The following is a 14,719-nucleotide window of genomic DNA, read 5'->3' as shown; positions in this document are numbered from 1 at the left end:
TTATTTTGCTCTAAGTAGGGAGGCTGCAAGAATGAGTGCGGTAAACCGTATATTGGATAAAGCTTTACGCGGTGAGCGTTTAAACCTCGAAGATACCGTGACGCTTTTTGAAAGTGATGAGATTGAGAAAATTGGTCATGCGGCGGATGTGATGACAAAGCGTCTGCATCCGGATCCTATCACGACATTTGTTATCGGCCGGAATATCAATTACACGAACATATGTGATGTATTCTGCCGTTTCTGTGCTTTTTATCGCAGACCGGGCTCTTCTGAGGGCTACGTTCTGCCCGATGAGACGATCTTCCAGAAGATTCAGGAAACCGAGGATGTGAACGGTACTGAAATTCTGATGCAGGGCGGAGTCAATCCGGATTTGCCTTTCAATTATTATACGGATCTGCTTCGCAATATTAAGAAGCGGTTTCCTAACATTACGATGCATTCCTTCTCCCCGGCGGAAATTATGAAGATGGTGGAGATCTCCGGGCTTACGCTCGAAGAGGTGATGCGCGAGCTTCACAGCGCGGGTCTGGACTCATTGCCTGGTGGCGGTGCAGAGATTTTGGATGATCGTATCCGCAAAAAAGTCAGCCGTCTGAAAGGCACATGGCGCCAGTGGATGGATGTCATGCAAACGGCCCATAAAGTCGGCATGAACACGACGGCTACTATGGTGATCGGCCTAGGCGAAACGATGGAAGAGCGTGCGCTACATATGCTTCGCGTGCGTGATGCGCAGGATGAATGCATTCAGAACGGTTATGATTCCAAAGGCTTCCTGGCCTTCATTCCATTTACGTTCCAGCCGGACAACACGAACCTTAAGCGTGAGCGTGAAACGCCGGAGGCGTACTTAAAGACGGTGGCCATCGGTCGCTTGGCAATCGATAACGTTCCGAATTTGCAGTCGTCCTGGGTAACGATGGGACCTGAGATCGGCAAGCTGTCACTCAGCTATGGCTGTAATGACTTTGGCAGCACGATGATGGAGGAGAACGTGGTTTCTTCCGCAGGAGCCGTGTATAAGGTCAATATTGAATCGATTATTCAATTGATCCGTGAGACCGGCAACATTCCGGCTCAACGCAACACCCGGTATGATATTCTGCGCGTGTTCGAAGATAACAGCACTGTTGAGCGCGACTTCGTCATGCAGAACTAATCCTATACTTCATGAAGATCCGCAAGGCGGGCCGAGCAACTCGGTCCGCTTTTTTTATTATCTGAAAGTATAACCTTCCGAGGAGCGCGCCATTTATTAAATATTCTTTCGGACTTGCTTGTTTTTCCAAGCAGGAGTTCCGTATATCCCCGAGCGGGTCCCCATATACTGAAAAGGGAACTCGAAAGGAGTGATTCCATGGAACTGTTCAGCATTTCTGTCGGTACACGGACGGAAGACGAGAAAAAGGCGTTTCACCGTATATTGTCACACAAGCAGAAAGAGCTACATAAACACTGCAAGCAGCTGAAATTCACGTTCAGCGCTTCGGATGACCGCGTGATTTGGACGTGCTCCGGCAAGCTTCCGCTGTCCTCATGGACCGCATCGGCCGACACGCTGCGCCGGCTCACTGCCGAAGCAGTCACTGCTTATATTTTGGAAGCAAAGGAGCAGGAGATTGCTGCACGGTTAATGTTCTCGGAATTCGAGTTTGATGATGAGGAAGAAGCAGGGCGGATTCTGCAGTGGTTTTTGATGCTCCTGCAAAAAGAGGAAGGCCCGTCCGGGGACTTCTGGCAGAGCCGCAGACGCAAGCTGTCTGAAGGCATATATCAGTGCCTGAACGAGGCACCTGAGCTTAACCTGGATGGATTTATGACCTTCCGGCTTCAGTCCTACGAACAGGAGCTCCGCGAGATGGCGGAGTATGCAGTGGATGAATTTATGCTCGATCAGCAGTACGAGGAGTTTGTCAGCCTGCTGAAATATTTTGTTTATTTTCAGGAGCCCAAAATGCCGCTGGTACACGTCATTCATAAGGGGGAGGAAGATTTTCTGCTGCTGGATGGCAATCTTCGCCCGATTGAACGTCCTCGAGATGAAGGACTCGTTATGGAAAGGCTGGACCAGGATATGGAGATTGAAGATATGGTGGTCAGTACACTGATTTCGGTATCTCCGGCCCGCATGATTATCCACACGAGACAGCCTGAGCTTCCCGTTATTGTGACATTGGCCCACATCTTTGATAACCGCGCCGAAGTATGCTGCAGTTGTCCGGAATGCAGCGCGCTTCTCGGAAGCGGACGAATGATGACTTGACGCACCGAAGCGGTGAGGATTATAATTACTGATAAATTCACGTAAAAGCTCTGACAAAGACATGAATCAATCCGGATTTGACCGCTCAGAGAGAGGAACCTCGGCTGCAATTTCCTCCGGTTCGCCATTGATTTACCCCTTTGTAGCTGTGTCGTCGAACCCGCACATCATGATGAATGCGGATGAGTAGGCTTCACCGGTTCATGACCGTTACTCAATGCTGATGAAGGATCTTAATCAATTATGTACCCGGTACATAAGCTGAGGGAGAGATCGAATTAGGGTGGAACCACGGGTATAACACTCGTCCCTTCGCGGGACGGGTGTTTTTTGCATGTTCCGGTATCTTTGCTGAAGTCCAGGCGAGCACCGAGCGGTTCATGCCTGGAGTTCGCGGGGAGACTAACGCGTCCTTCATATATGGAAGAAACGTGAAATTCTTTTTTCTTGGGAGGAATACAAGGTGGCTATTAGCATTAAATTGCCTGACGGCTCCGTACGGGAGTATGAGGCGGGCAGCAGTATTGAGGATGTGGCTGCGTCGATCAGCAGCGGACTTAGAAAGAATGCGGTCGCGGGAAAAATGGACGGGATCGTTGTGGATCTCTCGACACCGCTTCAGGACGGAGCTTTGATCGAGATCGTAACCCAGGATACGCCTGAAGGGCTTGAAGTGATGCGCCACAGTACAGCGCATTTGCTGGCTCAGGCAACCAAGCGTTTGTATGGAGCGAAAGAAGTAAAGCTGGGCGTGGGTCCGGTCATTGAGGACGGCTTCTACTATGATATGGATCTGGAAGAGCCTTTGAATCCGGAGGACCTGCAGAAGATCGAGAAGGAAATGGAACGCATTATCGGCGAGAATCTTCCGATTGTCCGCAAGGAAGTGAGCCGTGCGGAAGCGCTGCGCATCTTTGGCGAGCTTGGGGATCCGTACAAGCTGGAACTAATCAATGCCCTGCCTGAGGATAGCGTTATCACGATCTATGAGCAAGGCGAATTCTTTGATCTCTGTCGTGGACCGCACGTCCCTTCTACCGGCAAGATCAAAGTATTCAAGCTCATGAATGTGGCAGGCGCATACTGGCGCGGCGACAGCAAGAACAAAATGCTTCAGCGCGTTTACGGTACGGCGTTCGTGAAAAAAGCGCAGCTCGATGAGCATCTTCACCTGCTTGAGGAAGCCAAGAAACGCGATCATCGTAAGCTGGGCAAGGAATTGCAAATGTTTACGTTCTCGCAGCTCGTTGGACAAGGCCTGCCGATCTGGCTGCCAAACGGCGCGAAATTGCGCCGTACCCTGGAGCGTTATATCGTGGACATGGAGGAGCGCCTTGGTTACCAGCACGTGTACACGCCTGTCCTCGGAAACGTGGAGCTGTACAAAACGTCCGGTCACTGGGAGCACTATCAGGAAGATATGTTTCCGAAAATGGAGATGGACAACGAGGAGCTTGTCCTTCGTCCGATGAACTGTCCTCACCATATGATGGTATATAAGAGCGATATGCACAGCTACCGGGATCTGCCGATCCGTATTGCTGAGCTTGGCATGCAGCACCGCTATGAAATGTCCGGTGCACTGACCGGCTTGCATCGCGTGCGCGCAATGACGTTGAACGACTCGCATATTTTCTGCCGTCCGGATCAGATTAAGGAAGAGTTTGCACGAGTTATTCAGCTAATCATGACCGTCTACAAGGACTTTGGCATCCATGACTATCGCTTCCGCCTTTCTTACCGGGATCCGCAGGATACCGAGAAGTACTTCCAGAACGATGAAATGTGGGAAATGTCCCAGCGTATGCTGCGCGAAGTCGTCGAGAGCTTGGACATGCCGTTCTATGAGGCCGAAGGCGAAGCTGCCTTCTACGGTCCGAAGCTCGACGTTCAGATTCGTACGGCTCTAGGCAAGGAAGAGACGCTGTCAACCGTTCAGCTCGACTTCCTGCTGCCTGAGCGCTTTGAGCTGGAATACGTCGGCGACGATGGCCAGAAGCATCGTCCGGTCGTTATCCACCGCGGCATCCTGGGTACGATGGAGCGCTTTACTGCTTTCTTGCTTGAGAATTTTGCAGGTGCGCTGCCGCTGTGGCTGTCACCGGTACAGGTTAAAGTCATTCCGGTTTCCAATGCCTTTGAAGACTATGCCAAGGAAGTGGCCGAGAAGCTTCAATTCGCCGGTATCTCTGTCGAGTCGGATCTTCGCAACGAGAAGATGGGCTACAAGATTCGGGAAGCCCAGCTCGAGAAGATTCCTTACATGTTCATCGTTGGCGAGAACGAGAAAAACGCGGGTGCGGTTTCCGTTCGCAAACGCGGCGAAGGGGACATCGGTGCCCAGCCGCTGGACGAGATCATCCTCAAGCTTCGTGAAGAAATTAACACCCACGTCGTTTAAGTTTAGCTATAAGTGCATGTTCAAAAAGGTCGATTTTCAGCACCGAAGCTTATGCTTCCGATGTGCGTTTTTTCAAAACGCTTCAGTTGGATGAAGCTAGGGAGTGAGGAGCGGAGCGTATGTTTTGGGTACGTGAGCACCGGAAGGCCCGGCTGAATTCAAGATTCGATGCCGAACTGCTTCCTGATTCGCTTCGTGTTAGATATAGAATTTATGAGTTATCAGTGGAACTGATGAAATTCTATATCGCAAGAAAACCTACCTATGCATCGCGGTCGCTCATCCTTGAAGTGGCCTCGATAGAGGTTTTCTTATCAAAAGCGGACTTTTTGAACAACCTCTATAAAGCTTAAGTAACGATGGGACATGCAGACCTCTGCCATCACGTATATTCTATTCGGGAAGTGGGAACCCTCGCTAGTAAGGGGGAGGTATTCACATGATCCAATGGAAAAAGTGGCAGAGGTTTTTTGCTGGTTTTATTTTATCAGCCGTCTTGTTTAATGAAGGTTCTTCAATGGTAGAAGCATACAATCTGATTCTAAGCGAATCCTATGATTCAACAGACTTCAGAAATGTGTATGATCCGGCCGGGGAAATTCAAGGCTCCGATTACGTGGAAATGTCTCGCTTCTATGCGCTTCGTGTAGCAGGTTTTAGCGATATGAATAGATACTTGGAAGTTCCGAATACGGGGCCTAAGGCCAGCAAGACTGGGAAGAAACGCGAATCCATGCCTGTGCTTGCGCCGAGGGAGGACCAGGTGCTGCATACGGTGAAGGTAACCGCTACAGGGTATACGGCAGGTTATGAATCGACCGGAAAGAAACCGGGACATCCTCAATATGGAATCACCTACTCCGGGGTGAAGGTTAAGCGGGATCGAAATATGGTATCTACGATTGCCGCGGATCCGAATGTATTCCCGCTTGGCAGTATTCTCTATATACCGGGCTATGGTTATGGAATCGTAGCGGATATCGGTTCTGCGATCAAAGGGCAAAAAATCGATCTTTACTTCTCCACAACCAAACAAGTGTTTAAGGAGTGGGGGAAGAAGGACGTCGAGGTACAGGTTATTAAAACCGGAAGCGGCAAATGCACGGAAGAAATGCTGAGAACCCTGGATAACGCGATTGAAACCTATCGTTTCCTGCCTTCATCTGTTTTGGAGGAAGCCATTTAGGATGATTTTGGCGTGTAGATTGGCAGTAAACATTTAAGAATAATGCCAACCTGTTCATCACATACTACTTTTCGGGGGCTAAACCCCTGAAGAGGATGATGGTATTGCATATGAACAGGGAGGTGAATACTGTGGCTAAAAAGAACAAGGTACAAGAAAACTTTAAAACACCAAATGAAAAGTTTAACGCTGAGTTTGCTGAAGATACCAGCATAGCCAGCAATCCAAAAGGGAATTCCAAGGTTCAGGAGAACTACAAAAAACCGAACGAGAAGTTTGACGCTGAGTTTGGCGAACTGAACACACCAGGGGACCATTCTGCAAACCGTTAAGGTGTAGATGTCAGCGCCCGTTCGTGCCAAATAAGACCTCCGCTTTAGCGGGGGTCTTTTATTATGGTATAATTCCCATTTTTATCCATGGACTCAGTCTCAAGACCGAGATCAACTTCATTCCACCGCCGCTAACCTGTTCAATGCAATATGTTGTACACTGTAGTTAAGAAAAAAATAGAACTGGAAGGCAAGGGGATGACCATGAGTAGAAAAGGATGGAGCCAGCTTAGCAACGGTTTGCTGCTCATCGGTATTGGTGTGGTGTTTCTTCTAAATCAGCTCGATATGATACATGTGGATCTTGGTTATATATTCTCGACCTTTTGGCCGGTATTCATCATCTGGTTCGGCCTGCAAAGCTTAATTTATGCACGTGGAGGAGCACTGTGGGGCTCCGTTGTGCCAATCATAATCGGATCGTACTTTCTTGGAAGAAACCTGGATTTGATTGACTTCTCATTCGGCGATCTGATCAAGTATGCGATTCCGATTATCCTGATTGGGTTTGGATTGCAGGTTATTTTTAAACCGAAACCTCATACGCCGCCGCCATCACCGCCAAGTCCGGATGACTTCAGCTCGCATCGGCGCGACGATTACAACATTCCCGATCCGCCTGAAGCGCGTCCGCTTGATTCTTCCCTGGATGAAGAATTCGAACGGAGATTTGGCAGGCCAGACAAGGCTGACAAGACTGGAAATATCCTGCCCGATCCTGAACTAGAATCACCGGATTTTCATGAGCCGGGCAAGGGGTACCGCTGGCAGGGACAGCATCATGAACGCCAGCGCCAGGACCGTCAAGATCGCAGCCGGTTCAGAGTTCATGTTGATTTTGACGATAACGGCAAAAGCTACAGCGACGGATCGGATTATAAGGATGAACAGCACCACCACCACCATCAATCTTGGCACAGCCATGATGCGGTGAACAAGTCCTCTTTTATCGGGGACGTGCATATGGGGAAAGATTATTTTCAGCTGAAGCCGACAAATATCTCGCAGTTCATCGGTGATACGGTGCTGGATCTGACTAAAGCCCAAATCCCTTACGGTGAAACGAAAATCAACATCTCGGCGTTTATCGGGGATGTCAAAGTATTCGTTCCAAATGATTCGGATGTCGGCATTCATGTCACGACCAACTCCTTCATCGGCGATATGAAGGTGCTGGAGGAAAGCCGCAGCGGCTTTATGAGCAATGCCGGTCTGGAAAGCCCGCATTATAGGGAAGCAGGTAAGAAAATTCGAATCACCGTCAGCGTATTTATCGGTGATGTCAAAGTGAATAGGGTAGGATAACCGTTATGATGGGAATATTGAAAAATACCAAATGGGTGATACTGTTTTACTTTCTGTTGATTGGAGCCGGGGTTGCTGTTTTCCTGTATACAGCAAACCAATCCGGCTACATACATATTGAAGATAACCGGCTGTGGGTGTATTACACGGTCGGTGTACTTCTGTTTACGGGGATTGCGGGATACATTGCGGGACAGCGCATCCAGCGACCGCTGGACCTGCTTCATCTGAACATGCTGCAGGTTGCCAAAGGAAATCTGAACGTGCGACTGCCAGCCATGGAAGACGGCTCCTTTGCCAGAGTATACGATGAGTTTAACGGAATGACAGAAGCACTGGAGAAGAAGATGAAGCTGCTGCAGCGCCTGGGTGAGCAGGATGTCATTGAGAAAGAGATTGCTGCGGAAGCCGCGGTGCTTGAGGAACGACGCCGGATGGCACGGGACCTGCATGATACGGTCAGTCAGCAGCTGTTCGCGATCCATATGTCGGCTTCATCGCTTCCGGCGGTTCTGAAGAGAAACCCGGAGCAGGGCGATAAAGTGCTTGGCCAGTTGATTGAGATGTCTCACGTGGCGCAGAAGCAAATGCGTGCGCTAATTGCACAGCTTCGGCCTGTTGAACTGGAAGGAAGAACCCTAGAGGAGGCACTCGAACGGTGGTTCCCGGATTACTGTCGCCAAAATGGCCTAAAGGGCATGAAGGATGTTGAACTTTACGGCGGAGTGTCGGATGCAATTGAGCATCAGCTGTTCCTGATTATACAGGAAGCAGTGGCTAATATTGTGAAACATGCCGGTGCAAGCCTTGTCAGCATGTCGCTTCGTGAGGATCAGAAACGCGTTATTTTAAGCATTAGCGACGATGGGATTGGGTTTGACGAGGTGGCAGGCAAGCAGGGTTCATACGGGCTGTCCACGATGCGTGAGCGAGCCGAAAAGCTTGGTGGGCAGGTCGATATTATAAGTAAAAAGGGTGCAGGGACAACAGTTCGCGTGAATATTCCGCTGTTTGAGGCCGAGGGTAATCAGGGACCGACTGCGGAAGAGAGCAAGGATCAGGAAGTACTGGCTGAGCCAGTGGAATAGAGAGGGGACAACATCATTATGGGAACGATTCGAATATTGCTGGCGGATGATCATGATATGGTTCGGATGGGATTAAAAACGTATTTGTCACTGGACCCGGGATTTGAAGTGATCGGAGAGGCCGCAAACGGCCAAGAGGTCGTTGATATGTTAAGAAATGGGGATGAGGCAGACCGGCCTGATCTCATTCTTATGGATCTGATGATGCCAGTGATGAACGGGGCAGAGACCACACGTGCGGTCATGTCCGAGTTCCCGGACCAGAAGATCGTGATTCTGACCAGCTTTCTCGAAGACGAGCTTGTGGTTGAGTGCATCGAAGCGGGGGCTGTTAGTTATGTACTGAAGACCGTTTCGGCCGACGAGCTCATTTACGCTCTTCAGGGAGCTTTCAGGGGTATGCCGGTCATGACCAAAGACGTGTCGGAAGCACTCACCCGCGGGATCCGCCGACATATGGTGAACGGCGATGATTCCGGGCTTACCGAGCGCGAGAAGGAAGTTTTGCTGCTCATTGCCGAAGGCAAGAGCAACAAAGATATCGGCGAAGAGCTGCATATCAGCATTAAAACGGTCAAAACCCATGTCAGCAATCTGCTGATGAAGTGTGAGCTGGAAGACCGCACGCAATTGGCGATTTATGCCCACCGTAAGGGATGGGTCAAAATGTAGCGACTTCACTCGGATCAGATTCCCTTGACGCGGCCTTAGATTTCTTTTTATCTGCCTTTTAATTGTTTTTAAGGTACTATTAAGGTTTATAGTACACAATAAGAACAGTTAATCAATTAAACCACTTGGAAGCAAGTGATTTTAATAGGAGGTAGACCTATGGACGACCAAAGAAAGCGCTACGGGTATCCGGATGATGAGGGAATGAACAACGAGTCGAATAACAATGAAGCACCGAGACGTGAGGAAGCATCCACGAAGAATTCGTCTTATTACTATTCTTACGGACCGTTTCAGTCCATACCCAGCGAACGTGATGATCAGCAGCCAGAGCGGCCATACCAGAGCCGGGAATCGAAGGAAGTAGAAGTTACCGCTCCGCAGCCTGTCAAACCGATTCCATCCTCCGGTTTCTCGCAGTCACATTCCTCCGGAAGCCAGGGGGGCGGCGGGTCTATGGATTCGATGCAAAGAAATAAAGAATGGAACTACAGCCAGAAGCCTAAAAATTCCGTGAAGACGGTGCTGTTGTCCTTCATGGCAGGTGTCCTTGTCATTTCGAGCCTGATGTTTGCCGCTGACCGCACGAATCTGTTTACACCTGATGCGGCGTACTCATCAGAGCCAGCTCAAGAAACTTCAGCCAAAGTCGATGATAACGGCGGAGCTACTACAGCATCGGCCATGATTCCTTCGAATCCGGGCGATGTATCGGCGGTTGTAGATCAGGCGAGTCCTGCCGTTGTATTGATCGAGACGCTTGTAAACAGCAGCAATCGCCAGAGCACGAATCCGAATATGAATGATCCGTTCTGGTACTTCTTCGGCGGCGGCCAATCGAGCCAGGAAGGAAATGGCGGAAACAGTGGAAACGGTGGAAGCAGCAACAACGGAGGTCAGGAATCCCAGCTTCAGCCTTCCGGCATCGGCTCGGGTTTCATCTTTGAGAAGTCCGGATACATTTTGACGAATGAGCATGTGATCCATGGCTCAGATGTGATCCAAGTAACGGTACAGGGTACCAAAAAGCCTTATGAAGCGAAGCTGCTCGGTTCCAGCTATGAGCTCGACTTGGCCGTGCTAAAAATCGAAGGGGCCGATTTCCCGACTGTGCAGTTGGGCGACTCCAATTCGCTGAAGGTCGGTGAATGGCTTGTTGCCATCGGTAACCCGCATGGTTTTGAGCATACGGTAACCGCAGGCGTACTTAGCTCGAAGGAACGCGAGATTGATATTCAAGGCACTAATGGTGAGGATGATCGTAATTACGAGCATCTTCTGCAAACCGATGCCTCGATTAATCCGGGTAACTCCGGGGGACCGCTTCTCAATCTGAAGGGTGAGGTTATCGGGATGAACGTAGCCGTCAGCGCGGAAGCGCAAGGGATCGGATTTGCAATTCCGTCCAGTACGATCAAGGAAGTTGTGGAATACCTGAAGAATAATCAGGAAGTTCCGAAAGAGCCGGTTCCGTTTATCGGGGCAAGCCTGGGAACGGTCACTCCGCAAATTGCCCAGTCCTTGGGTACCGACGTGAAGGAAGGTTCTTATGTTGACAGCGTTGTATTCCGTTCGCCGGCTTATGAAGCGGACCTGCGTCAATATGACATCATTGTGGGCGTGGACGGAACAAAATATCCGACCTCGAAGGATCTGACTGAGTTCATACAATCGAAGAAGGTTGGAGACAAAATCACACTGAATGTGGTTCGCAACGGTAAGAACATTGATTTGCCGCTGACGATTGGGGACCGTAATAAGTTTGATCTATCCCAACAGCAGCAACAACAACAGCAACCGTAACCCTGGATAGGTGTGACAACAAGCGGAAGGGACCGTTCCCTTCCGCTTGTCTTGTCCTTGAGGCGACCGATATAATGGGATTGTAACGTCGAACTAAATTAAACGCTAGAAGATAGAGGAGATGCCGCTATGCGATCCCGGATATTAATTGTAGATGATGATGAGAAGATTATTTCCATGCTGCGCAGGGGACTTGCGTTTGAGGGCTATGACGTCCTAACCGCATCCAACGGAGCGGAAGGTTTGAAGGTGATATTGAGTGAGGACCCGGACGTTGTCATTCTGGATGTGATGATGCCTCAAGTCGATGGATTTGAAGCATTGCGCAGACTCCGGGAAGGCGGAAGCACGACACCGGTGCTGATGCTGACCGCGAAGGATGAAGTGGAGAATCGGGTGAAGGGACTGGATACCGGAGCAGATGATTATCTGGTCAAACCTTTCGCGCTGGAGGAGCTGCTTGCCCGCGTACGGGCTTTGCTGCGCCGTAAAACCGGGGACGATAGCTCTAACCACCGACTGACCTACGAGGATCTTGTGATGGATACCGATGCAAGGGAAGTTATTCGCAGCGGGCAGCGACTGGAGCTAACCGCCAAGGAATTTGAGCTCCTGCACCTGTTTATGCAAAATCCGAAGCGGGTGCTGTCCCGCGATTTAATAATGGATAAAATATGGGGCTATGATTACAGCGGGGAGTCCAACGTGCTGGAGGTTTATATCGCCATGCTCCGGCAGAAGACCGAGGAACATGGAGGTAAACGGCTGATCCAGACGATCCGCGGAGCCGGCTATATTTTAAGAGGAGATAACTAGCATGTCCATTCGGTTAAGACTGACAGCATGGTATACCGGCATTTTGTTTGTGACACTGCTGATTTTTAGCTCGGCGGTGTATGGCTTTGTCCATTTGTATACGTATGAGGAGTTAAAGCAGCGATTAGTACAGGAAGCAAATAAGATTGGTTACACATCTTCGTCTGTTGCACTTCTACCGGATCGTTCCTCCGCGCTTAATATGGAGGCAGCTGATTTATACGTTCAGCTGTATACTTTCTATAATGGGTCCATCTGGAGATCTGGGAATATGGAGTTCAGTGGTTTGCAATTTGAAAATCCGACTGTAGACAGAGCATTAAGTATGACCAAACCCGGAGAGTTTAAACGGTTTTCTTTTAATGGGGCATCCTTCATTGTATACGAATCCCCGGTCGTTGAAACGAACTCAAGGAAATTATTCGGATGGCTTCAGATCGGAGTAAGTACCCGAACCATCGAGCAAACCCTGGATCGACTCCAATCCATCCTCATCATGGGATCCGCAGCAACACTTGTCATTGCTTCAACATTAGGCTTGTTCCTCGCCCGGAAATCCATGAAACCAATCGGCAAGGTAACGGAGGCAGCGGAGCAAATCCAGAAGGGGACCGACCTCAGCGTACGAATCGAATATGATGGGCCGGAAGACGAGATTGGTCAGTTGATCGGCACGTTTAACGGAATGCTTGAGAGGACGGAGGGCTTTTACAAAGAGCTTGAAGATGCTTATGCGGCGCAGCGCCGATTTGTATCGGATGCTTCCCATGAACTCCGAACGCCGCTGACCACCATCCGGGGGAATGTGGATCTTCTCCAGAAGATGTGGACGGAAGCCCCTGGCGAGAGAGCGAATATGGACGAAGAAACGATTAAGCAAATCTCGGTCGAAGCGGTGGGAGATATATCTGATGAAGCGAAGCGGATGAGCAGACTGGTGAACGATATGCTGTCTCTGGCACGGGCCGATACCGGCCAGACCTTTGAACTGGATCCGGTCCCTCTGCAGCCTTTGGTTGAAGAGGTCGCACGGCGCGCTCATTTCCTGGAGAAAACCGCTGAGTGGCATGTCGGAGAGCTGTCTGTCCTGAACGGTGTTTATGTAGAAGGTAATAAGGACTACTTACAGCAGATGCTGTTCATCTTTATCGAGAATGCGTTCAAGTATACGCCGGAGGGTGAAGTTAGCCTGGATGTCGTCCTGTACAAGGGCCAGGTCGGTCTGCGAATTTCGGATACGGGGATCGGTATGGATAAGGATGAGGTTCCGTTTATATTCGAGCGTTTCTACCGTGCGGACCAGTCCAGAGGCGTGACGAGCGGGACCGGCCTTGGCTTATCCATAGCCAAATGGATTATTGATGAGCACAAGGGCTCTGTCGAGGTTGTTACCCGAAGAGGGGAAGGCAGCACCTTTATCGTCTGGCTGCCCGTCGTCTTTGCTCCTCCTCTGGAATAGGTTATAATAGACTAGATACTTTACGTATTACAACGGAAAGCAGGTGAGGATCATCGAAGTCTTGAAAATATCACCGAGAGGTTACTGTTACGGTGTCGTTGACGCTATGGTCTTGGCACGTCAGGCGGCCCAGAATCTGGATCTTCCTCGGCCTATTTATATATTGGGCATGATCGTGCATAACAGTCATGTCACGCAATCCTTTGAGGATGAAGGTATCATTACGCTGGACGGTCCGAATCGGATGGAAATCCTGAGTCAGGTGGAGAGCGGCACCGTTATTTTTACCGCACACGGGGTCTCTCCCGAAGTACGCAAGCTTGCGAGAGATAAAGGGTTAACCACGCTCGACGCCACTTGTCCTGATGTGACGAAAACCCATGATTTGATCCGGGAAAAGGTAGCGGACGGGTATGAAATCATTTATATCGGGAAGAAGGGGCATCCCGAGCCGGAAGGCGCGATTGGGATCGCACCGGAACACGTGCATCTGATCGAGAAGGAAGAAGAAATTGAACAGCTTCAGATAAATTCATCCCGAATCATCATTACGAACCAGACAACGATGAGTCAATGGGACATCAAGCATATCATGAAGAGCCTGCTCGATAAATTCCCGGGAGCGGAGATTCATAATGAAATTTGCCTTGCAACGCAAGTGCGGCAGGAAGCGGTAGCTGAGCAAGCGGGCCAGGCTGATTTGGTCATCGTGGTTGGGGATCCGCGCAGTAATAACTCGAACCGTCTCGCACAGGTATCCGAAGAGATAGCTGGCGTTCCGGCTCACCGCATTGGCGATGTGACGGAGCTTAAACGCGAATGGTTTGAAGGCGTAGGCAAAGTGGCTGTTACATCAGGGGCATCAACACCGACTCCAATTACTAAGGAAGTCATCGCCTACTTGGAACAGTATGAACATGATCAGCCGGAAACTTGGGAGATCAAACGTACGGTGAATATGAATAAGCTGCTTCCGCCGGTTCGGGTGAAGAGTAAATCATAAGAATGGAATACTAATTTTCTTAATGCAATCGTCGCGATTTTATCGTGACGGTTGTATTTTTTTGCTGATATTGGTACGTCCTTAATATTATCTTGTCATCGTCCTATTTGGCTCCTTTTCTCGAACAGGGGGATAAGCGTTTATTTTCATGATCACCTATGATATATTAGGAGTTCGAGTCCATTGACATTACAGAAAATGGTTTATAGCATACCAGCAGAGGACAGCGTTCAGCTAAACATTGATGGTGTTATCGGAAATTATATCCGTTCATGAATCATTGCCTAAACATAACAAGAGATCCATTTTAGCTTAGTTTATAAAAACTATGAATGGTTTAGCCAAATTGTGCTAATTCATAAACTCTCCCCTTGTGGTGAATGGT

General features: G+C 49.6%; 13 protein-coding genes. All 13 read left to right on the top strand.

The window, feature by feature from the left end; translation table 11 throughout:
* Nucleotides 1-31: 31 nt before the first annotated feature.
* Nucleotides 32-1,165 (top strand): cyclic dehypoxanthinyl futalosine synthase, encoded by a 1,134-nt coding sequence (gene mqnC, locus MHH48_RS27970; RefSeq protein WP_015737124.1) that lies wholly within the window; start codon nt 32-34, stop codon nt 1,163-1,165.
* A 198-nt stretch (nt 1,166-1,363) separates the two neighbouring features.
* The gene (locus MHH48_RS27965) at nt 1,364-2,269 is read left to right on the top strand and encodes a putative sporulation protein YtxC (protein WP_076324504.1); all 906 of its coding nucleotides are present in this window, start codon (nt 1,364-1,366) and stop codon (nt 2,267-2,269) included.
* A gap of 463 nt (nt 2,270-2,732) precedes the next feature.
* Nucleotides 2,733-4,670, top strand: a complete 1,938-nt coding sequence (gene thrS / locus MHH48_RS27960; RefSeq protein ID WP_076324503.1) for a threonine--tRNA ligase — start codon at nt 2,733-2,735, stop codon at nt 4,668-4,670.
* 119 nt (nt 4,671-4,789) lie between these two features.
* The gene (locus MHH48_RS27955) at nt 4,790-5,023 is read left to right on the top strand and encodes a hypothetical protein (RefSeq protein WP_340388338.1); all 234 of its coding nucleotides are present in this window, start codon (nt 4,790-4,792) and stop codon (nt 5,021-5,023) included.
* An 86-nt stretch (nt 5,024-5,109) separates the two neighbouring features.
* Nucleotides 5,110-5,856, top strand: a complete 747-nt coding sequence (locus MHH48_RS27950; RefSeq protein ID WP_076324475.1) for a 3D domain-containing protein — start codon at nt 5,110-5,112, stop codon at nt 5,854-5,856.
* A gap of 131 nt (nt 5,857-5,987) precedes the next feature.
* Nucleotides 5,988-6,188: a hypothetical protein gene (locus MHH48_RS27945; protein ID WP_071222739.1), complete on the top strand. Its 201-nt coding sequence runs from the start codon at nt 5,988-5,990 to the stop codon at nt 6,186-6,188.
* 198 nt (nt 6,189-6,386) lie between these two features.
* On the top strand, nt 6,387-7,493 hold the full coding sequence (liaF, locus tag MHH48_RS27940; protein WP_076324474.1) for a cell wall-active antibiotics response protein LiaF: 1,107 nt from the start codon (nt 6,387-6,389) through the stop codon (nt 7,491-7,493).
* Nucleotides 7,494-7,498: 5 nt separating this feature from the next.
* Nucleotides 7,499-8,581: a sensor histidine kinase gene (locus tag MHH48_RS27935; RefSeq protein WP_076324473.1), complete on the top strand. Its 1,083-nt coding sequence runs from the start codon at nt 7,499-7,501 to the stop codon at nt 8,579-8,581.
* A gap of 18 nt (nt 8,582-8,599) precedes the next feature.
* Nucleotides 8,600-9,253 (top strand): response regulator transcription factor, encoded by a 654-nt coding sequence (locus MHH48_RS27930; protein WP_076324472.1) that lies wholly within the window; start codon nt 8,600-8,602, stop codon nt 9,251-9,253.
* A gap of 159 nt (nt 9,254-9,412) precedes the next feature.
* Nucleotides 9,413-11,056, top strand: coding sequence for a trypsin-like peptidase domain-containing protein (locus tag MHH48_RS27925; RefSeq protein WP_076324471.1), 1,644 nt, complete (start codon nt 9,413-9,415; stop codon nt 11,054-11,056).
* A 129-nt stretch (nt 11,057-11,185) separates the two neighbouring features.
* The gene (locus MHH48_RS27920) at nt 11,186-11,872 is read left to right on the top strand and encodes a response regulator transcription factor (RefSeq protein ID WP_076324470.1); all 687 of its coding nucleotides are present in this window, start codon (nt 11,186-11,188) and stop codon (nt 11,870-11,872) included.
* A gap of 1 nt (nt 11,873) precedes the next feature.
* The gene (locus MHH48_RS27915; protein ID WP_076324469.1) at nt 11,874-13,331 is read left to right on the top strand and encodes a HAMP domain-containing sensor histidine kinase; all 1,458 of its coding nucleotides are present in this window, start codon (nt 11,874-11,876) and stop codon (nt 13,329-13,331) included.
* A 52-nt stretch (nt 13,332-13,383) separates the two neighbouring features.
* The gene (locus MHH48_RS27910; RefSeq protein WP_076324502.1) at nt 13,384-14,334 is read left to right on the top strand and encodes a 4-hydroxy-3-methylbut-2-enyl diphosphate reductase; all 951 of its coding nucleotides are present in this window, start codon (nt 13,384-13,386) and stop codon (nt 14,332-14,334) included.
* The last annotated feature ends 385 nt before the right edge of the window (nt 14,335-14,719 follow it).

The organism is Paenibacillus sp. FSL F4-0100, assembly GCF_037993005.1.
Lineage (GTDB): Bacteria > Bacillota > Bacilli > Paenibacillales > Paenibacillaceae > Paenibacillus_AQ.
Note: the sequence above shows the minus strand (reverse complement) of the source record. Positions and strands in the feature narration are given on the sequence as shown.

Excerpts from the sequence above, each read along its gene's own strand:
- MHH48_RS27950 (WP_076324475.1), top strand. The coding sequence starts at position 5,110 with ATGATCCAATGGAAAAAGTGGCAGAGGTTTTTTGCTGGTTTTATTTTA.
- MHH48_RS27935 (WP_076324473.1), top strand. The coding sequence starts at position 7,499 with ATGATGGGAATATTGAAAAATACCAAATGGGTGATACTGTTTTACTTT.
- MHH48_RS27920 (WP_076324470.1), top strand. The coding sequence starts at position 11,186 with ATGCGATCCCGGATATTAATTGTAGATGATGATGAGAAGATTATTTCC.
- liaF (WP_076324474.1), top strand. The coding sequence starts at position 6,387 with ATGACCATGAGTAGAAAAGGATGGAGCCAGCTTAGCAACGGTTTGCTG.
- mqnC (WP_015737124.1), top strand. The coding sequence starts at position 32 with ATGAGTGCGGTAAACCGTATATTGGATAAAGCTTTACGCGGTGAGCGT.
- MHH48_RS27930 (WP_076324472.1), top strand. The coding sequence starts at position 8,600 with ATGGGAACGATTCGAATATTGCTGGCGGATGATCATGATATGGTTCGG.
- MHH48_RS27965 (WP_076324504.1), top strand. The coding sequence starts at position 1,364 with ATGGAACTGTTCAGCATTTCTGTCGGTACACGGACGGAAGACGAGAAA.
- MHH48_RS27925 (WP_076324471.1), top strand. The coding sequence starts at position 9,413 with ATGGACGACCAAAGAAAGCGCTACGGGTATCCGGATGATGAGGGAATG.
- MHH48_RS27955 (WP_340388338.1), top strand. The coding sequence starts at position 4,790 with ATGTTTTGGGTACGTGAGCACCGGAAGGCCCGGCTGAATTCAAGATTC.
- MHH48_RS27915 (WP_076324469.1), top strand. The coding sequence starts at position 11,874 with ATGTCCATTCGGTTAAGACTGACAGCATGGTATACCGGCATTTTGTTT.